Here is a 16947-nt window from a genome sequence, read left to right as displayed (position 1 = left end):
GCCGCGGGCGGCCCCGCTTTTCGGCGGTAAGGTGGTTTGATGACGCGCATTCTCGTCACCGGCGGCGCCGGTTTCATCGGCTCGGCGGTGGTCCGCCAGCTTCTCGCCGAAACCGACGCCTTCGTCGTCAATGTCGACAAGCTGACCTACGCGGCCAACCTGTCCTCCCTGCCGGGGGCCGAAGGCAATCCGCGCTATGCCTTCGAGAAGGTCGACATCTGCGACGCCGCCGAGCTGCGGCGGGTGTTCGACACCCACCAGCCCGACGCGGTGATGCATCTGGCCGCCGAATCCCATGTCGACCGCTCCATCGACGGGCCGGGCGAGTTCATCCAGACCAACGTGGTCGGCACCTTCCGCCTTCTGGAAGCGGCGCGCGGCTACTGGTCGGCGCTGCCGGCCGAGCGCAAAGAGGCCTTCCGCTTCCACCACATCTCGACCGACGAGGTGTTCGGCACGCTGGGCGACGACGGCTTCTTCACCGAGACCACCGCCTACAGCCCCAACTCGCCCTATTCGGCCAGCAAGGCGTCGAGCGACCATCTGGTCCGCGCCTGGCACGAGACCTACGGGCTGCCGGTGGTGCTGACCAACTGCTCCAACAATTACGGCCCCTACCATTTCCCGGAGAAGCTGATCCCGCTGATGATCCTGAAGGGTCTGGCGGGCGAGAAGCTGCCGGTCTACGGCAAGGGCGACAACATCCGCGACTGGCTCTATGTCGAGGACCATGCCCGCGCCCTGCGGCTGGTTCTGGAGAAGGGCAAGGTCGGCGAGAGCTACAACATCGGCGGCCACAACGAGCGCACCAACCTGGAGGTCGTCCGCGCCATCTGCGCGCATCTCGACGAGATGGACCCGGCCGGCGCCCCGCACGACCGCCTGATCAGCTTCGTCACCGACCGTCCCGGCCACGACAAGCGCTATGCCATCGACGCCGGCAAGATCGAGCGCGAGCTGGGCTGGACCCCGCAGGAGACCTTCGAGAGCGGCCTGCGCAAGACGGTCGCCTGGTATCTGGAGAACCGCGACTGGTGGCAGGCCATCCTCAACGGCTCCTACCAGGGCGAACGGCTCGGGCTTAAGGAAGAGGGGGCCGCGCAATGAAAGTTCTCGTCCTCGGCAGCAACGGCCAGCTCGGCTTCGAGCTGATGCGCGCCAACTGGGCGCCGGGCACCGATGTGGTCGGCCTGCCCTATCCCGAGTTCGACGTGACCCGGCCGGGCGACGTGGACAAGGCGGTCGCCACCCACGCGCCGGACCTGCTGGTCAACGCCACCGCCCACACCGCCGTCGACAAGGCCGAGAGCGAGGTCGACCTGTCCTTCGCCATCAACCGCGACGGGCCGGGCGCCATGGCGGCGGCCAGTGCGGCGCGCGGCATCCCCTTCATCCATGTGTCGACCGACTATGTGTTCGACGGGACGAAGGACGGTATCTACACCGAGGACGAACCGATCAACCCGCTGGGCGTCTATGGCGCCAGCAAGGCGGCGGGCGAAGAGGCGGTGCGGGCGGCGACGCCTCATCACGTCATCCTGCGCACCTCCTGGGTCTACAGCGCCTACGGCAACAACTTCGTCAAGACGATGCTGCGCTTCGGCAAGGAGCGCGAGGAGATGCGGGTGGTCGCCGACCAGCACGGCTCGCCCACCGCCGCCGCCGACCTCGCCGCCGCCATCGTGCAGATCGCCGGGACCATCGAGAAGACCGGCGCCGCGGCCTGGGGCACCTATCACCTGACCGGCAGCGGCTACACCAACTGGCACGATTTCGCCGAGCACATCTTCCGGCGGCTGGAAGAGCGCACCGGCAAGCGGCCGCGCCTGACCGCCATCGGCACGGCCGACTACCCGACCCCGGCGCGCCGTCCGGCCAATTCGCGGCTGGACTGCGGGCGCGCCAGGGAGCGTCTCGGCGTCGCCTGCCCGCCGTGGCAGGAGAGCGTCGACCGCGTGATCGACGAGCTGTTCACCAACCCGCCACAGGCTTGAGAGGCTTCGACACCATGAAGGGCATCATCCTGGCCGGCGGGTCCGGCACCCGGCTCTACCCGGTGACGCGGGCGATCAGCAAGCAGCTGCTGCCGATCTACGACAAGCCGATGATCTATTTCCCGCTCAGCACCCTGATGCTGGCGGGCATCCGCGACATCCTGATCATCACCACGCCGCACGACCAGCCGCTGTTCCAGACGGTTCTGGGCGACGGGTCGCAGTGGGGCCTGAACCTGAGCTGGGCCATCCAGCCCTCGCCCGACGGGCTGGCCCAGGCCTTCATCATCGGCCGCGAGTTCGTCGGCAACGATCCTTGCGCGCTGGTTCTCGGCGACAACATCTTCTACGGCCACGGCCTGACCAACATCCTGCGCGCCGCCGGCGAGAAGGCCGACGGCGCCAGCGTCTTCGCCTATGCCGTGCGCGATCCCGAGCGCTACGGCGTGGTGGAGTTCGACGCGCAAGGCCGGGCGCTGAGCATCGAGGAGAAGCCGGTCGCCCCGCGCTCCAAATGGGCGGTCACCGGCCTCTATTTCTACGACAACGACGTGCTCGACATCGCCGCGGCGGTGAAGCCGTCGGCGCGCGGCGAGCTGGAGATCACCTCGGTCAACGCCGCCTATCTGGAGCTGGGCCGGCTGTCGGTCGAGCAGATGGGCCGCGGCTATGGCTGGTTCGACACCGGCACCCACGACAGCCTGCTGGAGGCGGCGGAGTTCGTCCGCACCATCCAGCACCGCCAGGGCCTGCAGATCGCCTGCCCGGAGGAGATCGCCTACACCTCCGGCTGGATCGACGCCGAGCAGGTCCGCCGTCTGGCGGAACCGCTGAAGAAGAACGACTACGGGCGCTATCTGCTCGGGCTGCTCAGCTAGAATCAGGCAGTTCCACGCACCCACAGCCAAGACAGGAAAGCAGCCTTGCCGGCTCTCACCAACCGAAAGCGTGTCCTCGTCACCGGCGGTGCCGGCTTCCTGGGCTCGCATCTGTGCGAGCGGCTGCTGGCGGCCGGCAACGACGTGCTGTGCGTCGACAACTTCTTCACCGGCAGCCGCGACAACGTCCTGCACCTGCTGGACAACCCGCATTTCGAGCTGATGCGCCACGACGTGACGTTTCCGCTCTATGTCGAGGTGGACGAGATCTACAACCTCGCCTGCCCGGCCTCGCCGATCCATTACCAGCACGACCCCGTCCAGACGACCAAGACCAGCGTGCACGGCGCCATCAACATGCTGGGGCTGGCCAAGCGGGTGGGGGCGCGGATCATGCAGGCCTCGACCTCGGAGGTCTATGGCGACCCGGCGGTGCATCCGCAGCCCGAGGAATATTGGGGCAACGTGAACACCATCGGCCCGCGCGCCTGCTACGACGAGGGCAAGCGCTGCGCCGAGACGCTGTTCTTCGACTATCACCGCCAGCACAAGCTGGACATCAAGGTGATCCGCATCTTCAACACCTACGGCCCGCGCATGCACCCCAACGACGGGCGCGTGGTGTCGAACTTCATCATCCAGGCGCTGAAGGGCGAGCCGATCACCATCTACGGCGACGGCCAGCAGACGCGGTCCTTCTGCTATGTCGACGACCTGATCGAAGGCTTCCTGCGCTTCGTGGACACGCCGGCTGGCGTCACCGGCCCGATCAACCTGGGCAACCCCGGCGAGTTCACTATGCTGGAGCTGGCGGAGAAGGTGATCCGCCTGACCGGCTCGGCCTCGACGATCGAACACATGCCGCTGCCGCAGGACGACCCCAAGCAGCGCCGCCCCGACATCGCCAAGGCCCGCGCCCTGATGCAGTGGGAACCGGCCGTGCCGCTGGACGAGGGGCTGGACCGCACCATCGCCTATTTCCGCGGACGGTTCTTCAGCTGAGGGTGAAAGCCCCTCTCCCCTTGCGGGAGAAGGGCTTTCCTATCGGACCAGCCGCTCCTCCCAGGAAAGCGCCGAGGCGACGATGGTTTCCAGGTCGGCATGGCGCGGCGTCCAGTCGAGCGTGCGGCCGATGCGCTCGACTCCCGCCACCAGGGCCGGCGGATCGCCGGCGCGGCGCGGACCGATGCGCATCGGCAGCGGCTTGCCGGTCACCCGCTCCACCATCGCCAGCACCTCGCGCACCGAATAGCCGCGGCCGTAGCCGCAGTTCATCACCTCCGACACGCCGCCCGCCTCCAGATGGCGGAGTGCGGCGACATGGGCGTCGGCGAGGTCGCTGACATGGATATAGTCGCGCACGCAGGTGCCGTCCGCCGTGTCGTAATCGTCGCCGAAGATCTGCAGCTCCGCCCGCTGGCCGGTGACGGTCTGGGCGGCGATCTTGATCAGGTGGGTGGCGACCTTCGACACCTGGCCGGAGCGGCCCTGCGGGTCGGCGCCGGCGACGTTGAAGTAGCGCAGCGCCACATAACGCAGATCGTGCGCCGCCGCGGTGTCGCGCAGCATCCACTCCGTCATCAGCTTGGAGGAGCCGTAGGGGTTGATCGGGCTGGTCGGCGTCTGTTCGTCGATGGGCAGGCGGTCGGGCATGCCGTAGACGGCGGCGGTGGAGGAGAAGATGAAGCGGCCGATGCCGGCCTCGACGCAGGCCTCCACCAGGGCGTGGCTCTTCACCGTGTTGTTGCGGTAGTAGGCGAGCGGCCGCTCCACCGATTCCGGCACGACGATGCTGCCGGCGAAATGCATCACGGTGCCGATGCCGTGGCGGGCGAAGGTCTCGGCCAGCAGGGCCTTGTCGCCGACGTCGCCCTCGACCAGCGGCACGCCTTCGGGCAGGGCCGAGCGCCGGCCGGTGGACAGATCGTCCAGCACCACGACGGCGCGTCCCTGGTCGCGCAGGGCCAGCACCACATGGGAGCCGATATAGCCGGCGCCGCCGGTCACCAGCACGGTCGCGTTGTCGCTCGTGGTCATGTCCGCTCTTCGTCTTCGATTGGGGTCGATGGGAGATTGGGGTGGGGCAGAGTCGGAAGATAGTCGCCCGCCCATGCTGCACTGCGGGCTTTTCCGCCGAACGGGCGACATCATTCGAACGGCCTCCAACGCCCCGGTCCGCCCCGATGGGCAGCCGGATGGAGAGCGGGGGCCTGCTAGTCGAGGTAGTAGCGCAGGATGACGGTGCGCTGGACCACCAGGATGCTGACGATGGGGAAGAGCCAGACCATCCAGGTCAGCCCGCGCTCCAGCACGCCCGTCATGCCGGCAGACCAGCCGCCGGAAGACCAGCCGCCAGCAGGCCCGCCGAATCCCGGTTCCTGCCGGCTGCCGGCGAAGGCCAGCGGCAGCAGGGCCGCCAGCGGCAGGAAGTAACGCCCCTGCACGCCGTCGACCCACAGCTGGCCGACCGGCGTCCACACCATGTAGAGCGCCCCGAACAGCAGCGCCCCGGCCGCCAGCACGACGGCCGCGGTCACCGCCGAGGCCCGCGCCGGCGCGCCGGAATACCAGTCCGCCGCCCGGCGGCCGAGCAGCAGCGGCAGGAAGGACAGCAGCAGGACCAGATAGGCGGCGGCGTAATAGGGCTTGGGCAGCCGGGTGTCGACCCAGCCGAGGATGCCGACGAACTGCTGGTAATACTCGTCGCCCCAGACCTGGAAGGTCTTCACCGCGATGGTGAGGACGGCCAGCGGGTTGTCGAGCAGGAAGCGGAGCTGGCCCATGGCGTCGGTCGGGGCATCCTGGCGGATCAGCGGCGTCTGCACGGCGAGCGCCATCCACACCGCCCAGCCGACGGCGGCGGCCAGCGAGGCGGCGACCGCAAGGCGCTTCACCGCCGCCCGCTCGGCCGGGACCGCCAGCGGCATCAGGCAGAGCAGGGCGTAGGGCTGCTTGGTCATCCCCACCAGGGCGAAACAGACTGCACTGGCCCAGACCTCCGCACTGCGCAGCGGCCGGCCTTCGGACAGCGCGCGGGCCAGGAAGGCGATGCCGAGTGCCGTGACGGTGATGACCAGCCCGTCCTGGCTCATCGAGGCGTAGAGCGAGACCGACATCGGCAGCAGCAGCACCGCGAACAGCGGCAGATGCGCCCGGCCGGCCAGCAGCAAGGCGAAGAAGCCGACGACGATGCAGGTCAGCGCGTTGGCCGCCCGCGCCAGATACAGCGTCTGCACCACCGGCAGGTCGATGGCCTTGCCGAGCGCGATGGCGGCGGCCTGCGGCAGGTAGAAGAAGGGCGGGTAGGGGGCGGTGTTCTCCGCCGCGACGTTGAAGACCCGGCCGTCCCAGCGGGCGGTGAAGGATTTGGCGAAATCCTCCAGATTGGCCCTCTCGTCCGGTTTGAAGGGGACATGGTGGAAGGGGAAATAGGCCTCGATGATCGCGACGTCGGACGGGCCGCCCGCCGCGATCCGCCCGTCGGTCTGGACCTTGGCGGCCACCCAGTAGCCATGGGTGATCATGTTGGCCCGGTAGATGTGGGCGGGCTCGTCGGCGGTCTGGAAGGGCGGCAGGCTCCAGACCAGAAAGAATGCCGAGATGGTTGCCAGAACGGCAAAGAGGAACGGACCTATCCGCTGCATCACCAGACCTGTCGCTGAAGGGGCTGGTGGGTGGGTACCCCATCCGCCGGACAGGCGCCACTTGGAAACTTCGACGCCGCCGTAAGGAGCCGGAGACAGGCCCGGCTCCTTACGGCTCTCGGATGCTTTCGTCCAGCGCGCGGATGACGGGGTAGAGGAAGTAGGACAGGACCGAGCGGGTGCCGACGCGGATCTCGGCCGAGGCGACCATGCCGGGGCTGAGAGCTGTGCCGGCGGGCACCCCCTCCAACCGGGTGTCGGTCAGGCGGATGCGGGTGCGGAAGACGGCGCCGGCGGCCGGGCGGGGGCCGTCCGGGTTGATGGCGGCAGCGCCCTGGGAGCCTGAGGGATCGTGGGTGAAGGCGTCGGCGCTGATGGTGCGGATCTCGCCGGGCAGGGTGCCGTGGCGCTGGAAGGGGAAGGCGTCCAGCTTCACCCGCACGAAATCGCCGACGCGGACCAGCCCGATGTCGCGCGACGGGATCTCCGCCTCCACCTCCAGCGGCACGTCGGCGGGGACCAGCGTGACCAGCGGCTCGGCCTCGCGGATGACGGAGCCGACGGAGCGCTTGGCCACCTCCAGCACCACCGCGTCGACCGGGGCGGTCAGGGTGACCAGCGAACGGCGGCGCTCGGCCTTGGCGATCTGCTCCACCAGGGTGGCCCGCTGGCGGGTCTGCTCCACCAGTTCCTCCGCCGTCTTGCGCCGCCATTCGTCGATGAAGGCGGCGCGGTCGGCCTGGACGCCGCGCAGCTCGTGCGCGCTCGCCTGCTCGCGGTCCTGGAGGGCGGTCAGCTCGTCGCGCATGCGCAGCCGCTCGACCCGCGCCTCCAGCCAGGTCAGGCGGGACCCGGTCTGGCGCTCCTGAAGCTGGCGGCGGATGTCCTCGACCTCGCCCACCACGGCCAGGCGTTCGGCAAGGCCGGTCTGGGCGCGGCGGCCGGCGGCGATGGCGCTGTCCAGCTGCCCGGCCTTCTCGTCGAGCGAGGCGAGGCGGGAACGGTATTCGGCGCGGCGGCGCTCGAGGATGGCGGCCTGGACGGCCAAATCAGGATTATTGGCGGGGTTGCCGGCGGCGGGGGTGAAGTCGCCGCCGTCCAGCTCGGCGCGCAGCCGGCCGATCTGCGCCTCGACGCTGGCGAGCTTGGCGGTCAGGTCGGCCAGATCCGCCGCGGCGAAGGTGGGGTCGAGCGTCGCCAGACGGTCGCCGGCCCGCACACGGTCGCCGACCTGCACGTCGACGCCGCGCACCACCGCGGTCTCCAGCGGCTGGGCCACCACCATCGGCGCCGTGGTCACCAGCCGGCCGCCGGCGGTGACGATGCGGTCGACCTGGGCGAAGCCGGCCCACAGCACCAGCGCCACCAGCAGCCCGGCCAGCACATAGAGGGTGGAACGCGCCAACCAGGGCAGCGGCGCATGCTCGATGGCCGCCCCGTCCGGCAGATAGTCCAGCGCGAAGCCCGGCGGCGGTGCCGACGGGGCGGGCAGGGCGGCACGGCGCCGGGCGGGAGCGGGAGGAGAAGCGGGTTCGGCCTTGGCCGGGACGACCTCGCGGCCGGTCTCCCCCTGCGAGGCGTCCCGGCGGTCGATTTCGGGCACCCCCGCTTCGGGCATCTGCGTGTCGGGCATGGGTCAGCGCCCCCGGTTCTGCTGCTGCCACAGATGCCGGTATTCGGCGCAGCGGTCGAGCAGGAGGGGATGGGGGGCGAGGTCGAGCAGGCGGCCCTGCTCCAGCACGGCGATGGTGTCGCAGCCGGTCAGGGTGGACAGCCGGTGGGTGACGATCAGAACGGTGCGGCCATGGGCGATGCGCCGCAGGTTGGCCATGACGATGGCCTCGCTGTCGGGGTCGAGCGCCGAGGTCGCCTCGTCCAGGATCAGCAGGCGCGGCTGGGGCAGCAGGGCGCGGGCGATGGCGATGCGCTGCTTCTGGCCGCCGGACAGGTTGCTCGCCCCCTCCTCCACCAGCGTGTCGTAACCGTCGGGCAGGCGGTGGATGAACTCGTCGGCGCCGGCCAGCCGGGCGGCCTCGACGATCTCCTCGCGGCTGGCCTCGGGCATGGTCATGGCGATGTTGTCGCGGATGGTGCCGCGGAACAGGAAATTCTCCTGAAGCACCACGCCGATGGAGCGGCGCAGATGGACCAGATCCAGTTCGCGGATGTCGAGCCCGTCATAACGGATGCTGCCCTCCTGCACCGGGTAGAAGCCCTGGAGCAGCCGCATCAGCGTGCTCTTGCCCGAGCCGCTGCGCCCGACCAGCCCGACGACCGAGCCCGCCGGCACGGTCAGGGTGACGCCGTCGAGCGCCGCCGGCCGGTTGCGGTCATAGCGGAAGCCGAGATCCTCGATCTCGATGCGGCCGATCAGGGCGGGGCAGGCGCCGCTGCCCTCGCGCCTGGGTTCGGCCGGGTGGTTCATCACCTCGCCCAGCATGCGCACCGAGAGTGCCGTTTCCTGATACTGGTGGATCAGCGAGACGATCTGGACCAGCGGCGTCACCACCCGGCCCGACAGCATCTGGAAGGCGATCAGCGCGCCGACCGACAGCTGGCGGTCGAAGACGTCGAAGGCGCCGACGGCGACCACCGCCACCATCATCGCCTTCTCAAGGAACTCCGTCACCGTGCGGGCGGCGATGGAGATGCGGCCGACCCGGTAATGGCTGGTCACCGCGCGGGCAGCCTTGCGGTCCCAGCTGCGGCGCTGCTGCGGCTCCAGTGCCGAGGACTTGACGGTCCGCATGCCGTGGATGGTCTCCACCAGCATGGCCTGCCGCTCGGCATCGGCGTTGTAAAGGTCGCGCAGGCGGCTGCGGTAGACCGGCACCAATGCCACCACCACGCCGGCGATCAGGCCTGCGAACAGCAGCGCCACCAGCGTCAGCTTGACCGAATAGAAGAACAGCACCGGCAGGAAGACCAGAAGCACCAGGCTGTCGAGCACGGTGGACAAGAGGTTGCCGGTCAGGAACTCGCGGATGCGCTCGACCTGCTGCATGTGGCGCACGGTGACGCCGGCCGAATGCCCGTCGAAGAAGGTGATCGGCAGGTCGAGCAGATGGCCGAAGGTGCGGTTCAAGAGACGGATGTCGATGCGGTTGGCCGCCGCCAGCAGGATGAACTGGCGCAGGAAGCGGAAGCCCGCCTCGAACAGCAGGGCGCCCAGCACGCCGATGGTCAGCACCTGCAAGGTGGCGACGGTCTCGTTCACCAGCACCTTGTCGATCACGATCTGGAAATAGACCGGGACGGCAAGGGCGAGCGCGTGCAGGATCAGCGCCGCCACCACCACGTCGCGGAAGGCGGATTTCTGGCGCAGGATCTCCGGCACGAACCAGCGCAGGCCGAAGGGCTGGCGCGGGTCGGCAAGGCCGTGGCGCGGCTTGAGGAAGACCAGCTCGCCGTCCCAGCGCTCCAGGAAGCGGTCGCGCGGCACGTCGATCACGTCCAGCCGGTCGGCCAGCGGATCGACGACGCCGACCATCGGCTCCTCCGCCGGATCCGCAGGGCGGGACAGCCCGACCAGGATGACGGTGTTGCCGTTGGACAGCCGGGCCAGCAGCGGGAAGACGGGGGGGAGGGACTGCAAGCCCTTCCAGTCCAGCCGGCGGGCGGTCGCCTTGAAGCCGGTGGCGGCGGCGATGCGCAGCAGGTCGGCGGTGGACGGCTCGCCGTCCGGTCCGCCGGTGGCGACGCGGGCGCGCAGGGCCGACGGCGAGGCCGACAGGCCGTGATGGCGCGCCACCAGCGTCAGGCAGCGCAGCGCCGTGCTCTCGTCGTGGGTCGGCGCGGCCTCGGGACCAGGGGGTGGGGCCGTGACGGTCGTGCTGGCGTCCGGCATCGGTCAGCCGAAATTCGGCGAGCGGGGCCGGGTGGGCGGGGCGGCCGGTGCCGGCTGGGCAGAGGCCTGGGAGACGGCCTGGGAGGGGGAAGCCGGCTGGACCGGGGCCTGCACCGGGCTCTGGAAGGCAGGAGCGGCGGACGGAGCGAGAGCGGGCGGCACGGTGCCGGAATTGGGCGGCAGGACGCCGGCGGCCTCCAGCCGCTGGCGCATGCCCTCCAGGGCGGAGAGGCTGGCGAGGAAGCCGGGCAGGCTCATCACCACCCGCTGGCGGATGGCGGGCAGCGGCTGGCCGTTGCCGTCCTTGCGCAGGGCCGACAGGCTGAACAGGTCGATGCGGACCATGCCGTTGCCGAAGCCGATGTCGAAGACCCCGTCGGCATAGAGTTCGGGGATGCGGTCGTCCGGCGGCGGCTCGATGGTCATGATGGTCCCGGCAGCAGAAGGCGGGGCGCCGCTGCGGCACCCTCGCGCCCCTTTCTACCGGAAGTCGGCGGCCCGGACCAAGCCGCCAATGTCCGCAACCGCAGGAAGACACAGGCGACGCTTGCGCTTCTATCTCCCTGCGGCCGGTCCGCGGATCAATTGCGGCCGTAGACGTCTTCGAGCCGGACGATGTCGTCCTCGCCCAGATAGGAGCCGGACTGCACCTCGATGATGGTCAGCGGCACCTTGCCGGGGTTCTCCAGCCGGTGGACCGTGCCGATCGGGATGTAGATCGACTGGTTCTCGTAGACCATCACCTGCTCCTCGCCGCGGGTGACGAGTGCCGTGCCGTTGACCACCACCCAGTGCTCGGCACGGTGATGGTGCTTCTGGAGCGACAGGCGCGAGCCGGGGGCGATGGTCAGGCTCTTCACCTGGAAGCGGTCGCCGGTGTGCAGCGACTGGTAGGACCCCCAGGGGCGGTGGACCCGGCGGTGGCTGACCGACTCGCTGCGCCCCTCGGCCTTCAGCCGGTCGACGATGCGCTTGACGTCCTGGGCCTGGGAGCGGTCGGCGACCAGCACGGCGTCGTCGACCACCACCACCACGGCATTCTCCACCCCGACCACCGCGGTCAGGTGGTTCTCGCTGCGGACGTAGCAGTCGCGGGCGCCCTCCAGCAGCACGTCGCCGACGATGACGTTGCCCTCGCCGTCCTTTTTGCCGACGTCCCACAGCGCCGACCAGGCGCCGACGTCGGTCCAGCCGATCTCGCAGGGGACGACGGCGGCGCGGTCGGTGCGCTCCATCACCGCATAGTCGATGGAGATGCTGGGCGCCTTGGCGAAGGCGGCGGCGTCCAGACGGAAGAAGTCGAGGTCCTTCGAGCCCTGCTCCAGCGCCTCGCGGCAGGCGGCCAGCACCGCCGGGGCGTGGCGCTCCATCTCGGCCAGCAGGCGGGAGGCCGGGAACAGGAACATGCCGCTGTTCCAGGCATAGGTGCCTTCGGCGAGGTAGCGCTCCGCCACCTCCAGCGACGGCTTCTCGACGAAGGCGGCGACATTGTAGGCGCCGTCGGCCTCGTCCATCGAATGGCCGCGGCGGATATAGCCGTAGCCGGTCTCCGGCCGGGTCGGGGCGATGCCGAAGGTGACCAGCCGGCCGGCCTGGGCGGCGCGGGCGGCAATGCCGACGGCGCGGCGGAAGGCCTCGGCGTCGCGGATCTCGTGGTCGGCTGGCAGGATCAGCAGCAGCGCGTCCGGATCGTCCGCCGCGACCGCCAGGGCGGCGAGTGCGCAGGCGGCGGCGGTGTTGCGGCCGGCCGGCTCCAGCACGATGCCGCGCGGCGTGCAGCGCGACTGGCGCAGCTGCTCGGCGGCGAGGAAGCGGTGTTCCTGGTTGCAGATCACCAGGGGAGCCGCGAAGACGGCCTCTGCGGCCGCCCCGGCAGCAGCCTGGGAGCCAGATTGCGCGCTGACCCGCAGTGCGGTGTCCTGGAGCATCGTCCGGTCGGAGCAGAGCGGCAGAAACTGCTTGGGATACAGTTCGCGCGACAAGGGCCACAAACGGGACCCCGTACCGCCGGACAGCAGCACCGGGACGATCTTCTGCGCGGAATTGCCGTTCATCCTGCCGCCATCTGTTGTGTGAGCATGTGGTCGGGCGCCGGAAGCCGCACAGGGGCAAAACCTGAGGGCCGGCGCCATGGCGGTTCGTTATAGACCGCGCTTTCCGCCCTCCACAAGCACCCCTCCGAGACCCACCCGACCGGAGCGCCTCTTCCGGGAGGGGGGCGAGACAAGACTCCAAACACCGTCCCTGTCGGCGGCGACCGGCCAGCGTCGAGGCCTGGGTCAAGGCCAGGATCAAGGTTGGAGTCTTGTCGCGCCCCCTCCCGGCTCCCCTGCCGTCCGGTCCCCGCCGACAGGGGAGGAAGGCGGCTGGAGGCGGATCTGGCGGGCAATCGGGGCAAGTCCGGGCAGGGTGGGGCGCGACAGAACTCCAAATCCGGCTGCCGACAGCATCGGCGCAGAGGGCAAATCACCGGCGAGTCGGGGTCGATTCGCCTCCACGACTCGGAAATAAGCGAATCGGAAGCGATTCGGGGGTCGAATCGAAATGTCCCGGCTGGAGTCTTGTCGCGTCTGCCGAAAAATCCACAGGCAACACGGACTATCCGCTGGAGTCTTGTCGCGGGAGTTCTGGAGTTTTGTCGCGCGACTCGCGATTCTCTACTGGAGTCTTGTCGCGCAAACTATTAACTGAATCAAATAACCGTACAAATAGTTTGAGCGACAAGACTCCAAATTGCTGGGCGCCAACCGACCGTGATATAGCGTTGACCGCAAAGTCGTGCCAAGGTCAGCTCGATATGGGACAGATACACACCCTGATTACCCAGCTGGGACGCGACCAGGCGAAGGCGCTCCAGACGGATCCGGACCAGCGTTCGCTAGTCGATGTGGCTGCTGCCGTCCTCGAAGAGGAGCGGCAGGAGCTTGGCATCACCTATTCGGGTTTTGCGCTGACGGCTCTTCCGCATCGTCGTCTTCCCGATGACCAGCCGTGGGAGCGGCGCGGACATAAGATCCGCTTGCTGATCGAGCCTGGACGACTGCCGATCCGCAACGGTGGCTTTAAGCTTTACGGGGTTCCGTACGGCAGCCGCGCGCGGATGATCCTGCTGTACCTGCAAACCCGGGCGATCCAGACCGACAGCCGCGAGGTCGAGCTGGGCCGCAGCATGCACGAATGGCTCGACCGCATGGGCCTGTCGGTGGGCGGCCAGACCTACCGCGACATCCGCGAGCAGGCCTCGCGCATCGCCGCCTGTAACCTGACCTTCGCCTGGGAGGACGCCCACAGCATCGGCTTCGAAAAGGGGTCGATCGTCAAGGGCGGCATCCATTTCTCGACCAATGCCGGGGCGGAACCGGGCCAGGGATCGCTGTGGGAAGACCGTGTCCTGCTGTCCGAGGCCTTCTTCCGCGAGCTGAAAGCCCACCCGGTGCCGATCTGGGAGCCGGCGCTGCGCCACATCCAGAACAACAGCACCAGCATCGACATCTATATCTGGCTGGCCTACCGGCTGCACAGCCTGAACCGCTCCACGCCGATCACCTGGCCGGCGGTGTTTGAGCAGTTCGGCGCCGGATACAGCCGCCTGCGCGATTTCAGGAAGCGGTTCATCGAGGCGCTCCAACTGGCGCTTGCGGTTTATCCGGACGCGCGGGTCGATGTGGAAGAGCAGGGGCTGATGCTTCATCCCTCGCCGCCGCCGATCCCGGAGCGCAAGTTCGCCCAGCTTTGCCGGTGATTTAGCGGCTGAATTCCGCGGATCGGGCGCTGACGCAAAACGCGTTCGGCGCCCGATCCACGTCTGCACCCTATCCGTGCAGCCGTCGGTCCCGCGGAGGCGGGGATCCAAGTTTCCTGCTCAAGTGCTTGATATGACTCGATTCCCGCCTCCGCGGCACTGACGGCTTGCAAATATTCCGGACTGGAACAGGAGCCTCACCCCCCTGCGACAAGACTCCAAACTCCGCCACACCCCAACCGCTCAGGGATTGGCGCGCAGCGCTCCGCCCAACGGGGTCAGCAGACGGCGGAGCGCTGCATCCAGACGGCTTTCATCGAGGCCGTCGGACAGGGCCAATGCCTGGGGCGGCATCATGAAGAACGGGGCGTCGCCGGCCGCCCCGCTGCGCTGAAGGGTGGCGGCGAGCGCCAGCAGACGGCGCCCCTCCTCATGCCGCAGCGTGGCATGGACCAGCACCAGCAAGGTGCCCGGCTCGGCGATGCGGGCGTCGTTGGGGGCGAGCGCGGTGACCGCCGGACCGGAGGCCAGCAGCCCCGACAGCACCGCGGCGGCGCGGCCGCACAGCGCATCGTCTCCGACATCCATGGCCGGGCCGCCCTCGGCATCCACCGCGCAGAGCAGGCCGACGCGCTCGATCCGCTGGAAGAAGGGCAAGGGCGAAGCGACAGGCGTCATGGCGGCGGCCTCCGCGGCGAGGATGAACAGGCTGGCGGCGATCGGCAGCGCCGGGCGGAACCGTCCCAGGAGCCGCCTCATCGCGCCTCCTCCATATCGGTGATGGAACCGGCGTCGTCCGGCAGGAAGCCGCCAACCTGACGGCGCCACAGCCGGGCATAGGGGCCGTCGCGGCGCAGCAGGGCGGCGTGGTCGCCGTCCTCCAGGATGCGCCCCTTCTCCATATAGAGGATGCGGTCCATGCCGGTGACGGTCGACAGCCGATGGGCGATGGCGATCACCGTGCGGCCCTCGAACAGGCCGAGCAGCGCGTCCTGGATCAGATGCTCGGTCTCGGAGTCGAGCGAGGAGGTCGCCTCGTCCAGCACCAGGACCGGCGCGTCCTTCAGGAAGGCGCGGGCGATGGCGACCCGCTGGCGCTCGCCGCCCGACAGCTGGATGCCGCGTTCCCCCACCACGGTGTCGTAACCGGCGGCACGCCCTTCGATGAAGCGGTCGCAATGGGCGCGGGCGGCGGCGGCGCGGATCGCCTCGTCGGCAACACCCTTTCCATCCGGCCCCTCGCTGCCATAGGCGATGTTGTCGCGGATGGAGCGGTGGAACAGGCTGGGCAGCTGCGGCACCTCGGCCACCGCGCGGTTGAGCGAGGCGAGGCTGACCGCGGCGATGTCCTGCCCATCGATCAGGATGCGGCCCCCTTGCAGCGGGAACTGCCGGCGCAGCAGCCGGACCAGCGTGCTCTTGCCCGCCCCCGACGGGCCGACCAGCGCCACCCGCTCTCCCGGCCGGATGGTCAGGGACAGGCCGTCGAAGACGGACCCCCCGGTCTCGGGATCGGAACCGGGATGGGCGAAACGGATGTCTTCGAAACGGATGGAGCCGTCGCCGACGCTCAGGTCGGGGCGGCCGGGCGGATCCGGGATCTCATGCGGGCGGACGATCAGATCCAGGGCGCCGGACAGGACGCCCAGCTGTTCGAAGAAGCCCAGCATCCGCGTCGACAGGCCCCACACATTGGTGCCGACGATGCTGGCCAGCGAGAAGATCATGGCGAACTCGCCGATGCTCATGCGGCCGGCCATCGCCTCCGACACGGCAAGGCCGATCAGGATGATCTGGAAGACCAGCAGGGCGTTGAACAGCCAGAACCACATTTTGGTCAGGAACCAGCGCAGCTCCTTCGACCGGTCGATCTCGCCGGTCAGCGCGTCGGACAGGCCGGCCAGCTCCTGGCGGCGGCGGGCGAAGGCGCGCACCAGCTCGGCATTGGCGATGATGTCGACCATGCGGCCGGTGGTCGACGACACCTCCTCGGAGAAGGCGTGCGACAGCCGCAGGCAGCGCCGGGCCAGCAGGGCCGACAGGGTCAGGTGCGCCACGGTCCAGCCGACCAGCAGCCCGGCGAACAGGGTCTGCGCCGAGACCAGCAGCGTCAGGCCGATGGCCAGGATGACGACGATGCGGATGATGTCGTTGGTCAGGATCTCCAGGATCTGGATGGCGCTCTGCCCGGCCTGCTTGACCTTCTGGCCCAGGTTGCCGGCGAAATTGTCCTGGAAGTAGCGCGGCGAATGGTCGATCAGATGGTCGAACAGCCGGACCTGGATGGCATGGCGCAAGGCCGGCGAGGTGTGCAGGTCCACCAGCTCGCGCAGGCGGTTGAACAGGGCCGACGCGATCCACAGCCCGCCCAGCAGCAGGAACCAGCGCATCACCTCCGCCGTCCAGGCGGGAGAGCCGGAGGGATGGTTCCCCGACAGTCCGGCTCCCGGCAATCCGGTGAGCGCATCGACCAGGCCGCGCATCGCCACCGGCTCCAACCCCATCAGCCCGATCCCGCCGGCGGCGGCGAGGTTCAGCAGGATGGCGCGGCCGAGGAAGCCGTCGCGCACGAACATCCACAGGAAGCGCCAGGGCGAAGAGGGCAGGGGGGAAGAGGACAGCGAGGAGGAGGGCAGCGAAGAAGAGTGTTGGGACGAGGACAAGGGGCGTCGGCGCTCCGTCGCGCGATGGGCCGGACGCTGCCGGCGGACAAAGACTTATAGGCGCAAGGCGGCGGGGGCGGAACGGATCCTTCCATGCCGGCCGGCTCTCTCATGGGGAGCCTGACCGGGCGGAGGACAAAGAGCCGGCGCCGCTCTTATGCATCGACAGCGGAGACGGA

The 16947-nt window shown here is 69.2% G+C and carries 13 protein-coding genes; 5 read left to right on the top strand and 8 right to left on the bottom strand.

All coding sequences use genetic code 11. From position 1 onward, the window contains the following. The first annotated feature begins 39 nt into the window (after positions 1 to 39). From rfbB to CRT60_RS01615, 4 genes are read left to right on the top strand one after another with little or no spacing between them, the layout of a single operon-like run. Positions 40 to 1107, top strand: a complete 1068-nt coding sequence (gene rfbB / locus CRT60_RS01630) for a dTDP-glucose 4,6-dehydratase (RefSeq protein ID WP_098734699.1) — start codon at positions 40 to 42, stop codon at positions 1105 to 1107. Beyond that, positions 1104 to 1994, top strand: coding sequence for a dTDP-4-dehydrorhamnose reductase (gene rfbD / locus CRT60_RS01625; RefSeq protein ID WP_098734698.1), 891 nt, complete (start codon positions 1104 to 1106; stop codon positions 1992 to 1994). Before rfbB ends, rfbD begins: the two co-directional genes overlap by 4 nt. A gap of 14 nt (positions 1995 to 2008) precedes the next feature. After that, positions 2009 to 2872 (top strand): glucose-1-phosphate thymidylyltransferase RfbA, encoded by an 864-nt coding sequence (rfbA, locus tag CRT60_RS01620; protein WP_098734697.1) that lies wholly within the window; start codon positions 2009 to 2011, stop codon positions 2870 to 2872. Between the two features lie 45 nt (positions 2873 to 2917). Next, positions 2918 to 3874 carry a UDP-glucuronic acid decarboxylase family protein gene (locus tag CRT60_RS01615; RefSeq protein ID WP_098734696.1) on the top strand — a complete coding sequence of 319 codons (957 nt, stop codon included), beginning with the start codon at positions 2918 to 2920 and terminating at the stop codon, positions 3872 to 3874. A 39-nt stretch (positions 3875 to 3913) separates the two neighbouring features. On the opposite strand, the gene galE is transcribed toward CRT60_RS01615, so the two are convergent. The 6 genes from galE to CRT60_RS01585 all read right to left on the bottom strand — a co-directional run bounded on the left by galE (position 3914) and on the right by CRT60_RS01585 (position 12417). After that, a complete protein-coding gene (gene galE, locus CRT60_RS01610; RefSeq protein ID WP_098734695.1) occupies positions 3914 to 4909 on the bottom strand; it encodes a UDP-glucose 4-epimerase GalE in 996 nt (331 codons plus the stop codon). A gap of 176 nt (positions 4910 to 5085) precedes the next feature. Continuing rightward, a complete protein-coding gene (locus CRT60_RS01605) occupies positions 5086 to 6516 on the bottom strand; it encodes a DUF2142 domain-containing protein (RefSeq protein ID WP_098734694.1) in 1431 nt (476 codons plus the stop codon). 109 nt (positions 6517 to 6625) lie between these two features. Then, positions 6626 to 8149 carry an HlyD family type I secretion periplasmic adaptor subunit gene (locus tag CRT60_RS01600; protein WP_098734693.1) on the bottom strand — a complete coding sequence of 508 codons (1524 nt, stop codon included), beginning with the start codon at positions 8147 to 8149 and terminating at the stop codon, positions 6626 to 6628. Positions 8150 to 8152: 3 nt separating this feature from the next. Continuing rightward, positions 8153 to 10363, bottom strand: a complete 2211-nt coding sequence (locus CRT60_RS01595; RefSeq protein ID WP_193548396.1) for a peptidase domain-containing ABC transporter — start codon at positions 10361 to 10363, stop codon at positions 8153 to 8155. Between the two features lie 3 nt (positions 10364 to 10366). Continuing rightward, complete coding sequence (locus tag CRT60_RS01590; RefSeq protein WP_098734692.1) at positions 10367 to 10789, bottom strand: hypothetical protein; 423 nt, start codon at positions 10787 to 10789, stop codon at positions 10367 to 10369. 155 nt (positions 10790 to 10944) lie between these two features. Further along, the gene (locus tag CRT60_RS01585) at positions 10945 to 12417 is read right to left on the bottom strand and encodes a mannose-1-phosphate guanylyltransferase/mannose-6-phosphate isomerase (RefSeq protein ID WP_098734691.1); all 1473 of its coding nucleotides are present in this window, start codon (positions 12415 to 12417) and stop codon (positions 10945 to 10947) included. A gap of 659 nt (positions 12418 to 13076) precedes the next feature. Here CRT60_RS01585 and CRT60_RS01580 point away from each other — a divergent pair. Continuing rightward, a complete protein-coding gene (locus CRT60_RS01580; RefSeq protein ID WP_425290388.1) occupies positions 13077 to 14105 on the top strand; it encodes a replication protein RepA in 1029 nt (342 codons plus the stop codon). 243 nt (positions 14106 to 14348) lie between these two features. Here CRT60_RS01580 and CRT60_RS01575 read toward each other — a convergent pair whose 3' ends face one another. Together CRT60_RS01575 and CRT60_RS01570 are read right to left on the bottom strand one after the other, a co-directional pair. Continuing rightward, entirely contained in the window at positions 14349 to 14864 is a 516-nt protein-coding gene (locus CRT60_RS01575; protein ID WP_098734690.1) for a hypothetical protein, read from the bottom strand. Next, on the bottom strand, positions 14861 to 16768 hold the full coding sequence (locus CRT60_RS01570; RefSeq protein WP_098734689.1) for an ABC transporter ATP-binding protein: 1908 nt from the start codon (positions 16766 to 16768) through the stop codon (positions 14861 to 14863). The genes CRT60_RS01575 and CRT60_RS01570 overlap by 4 nt, the downstream gene beginning before the upstream one ends. Positions 16769 to 16947 lie beyond the last annotated feature (179 nt).

This window comes from Azospirillum palustre (assembly GCF_002573965.1).
GTDB lineage: Bacteria > Pseudomonadota > Alphaproteobacteria > Azospirillales > Azospirillaceae > Azospirillum > Azospirillum palustre.
Note: the sequence above shows the minus strand (reverse complement) of the source record. Positions and strands in the feature narration are given on the sequence as shown.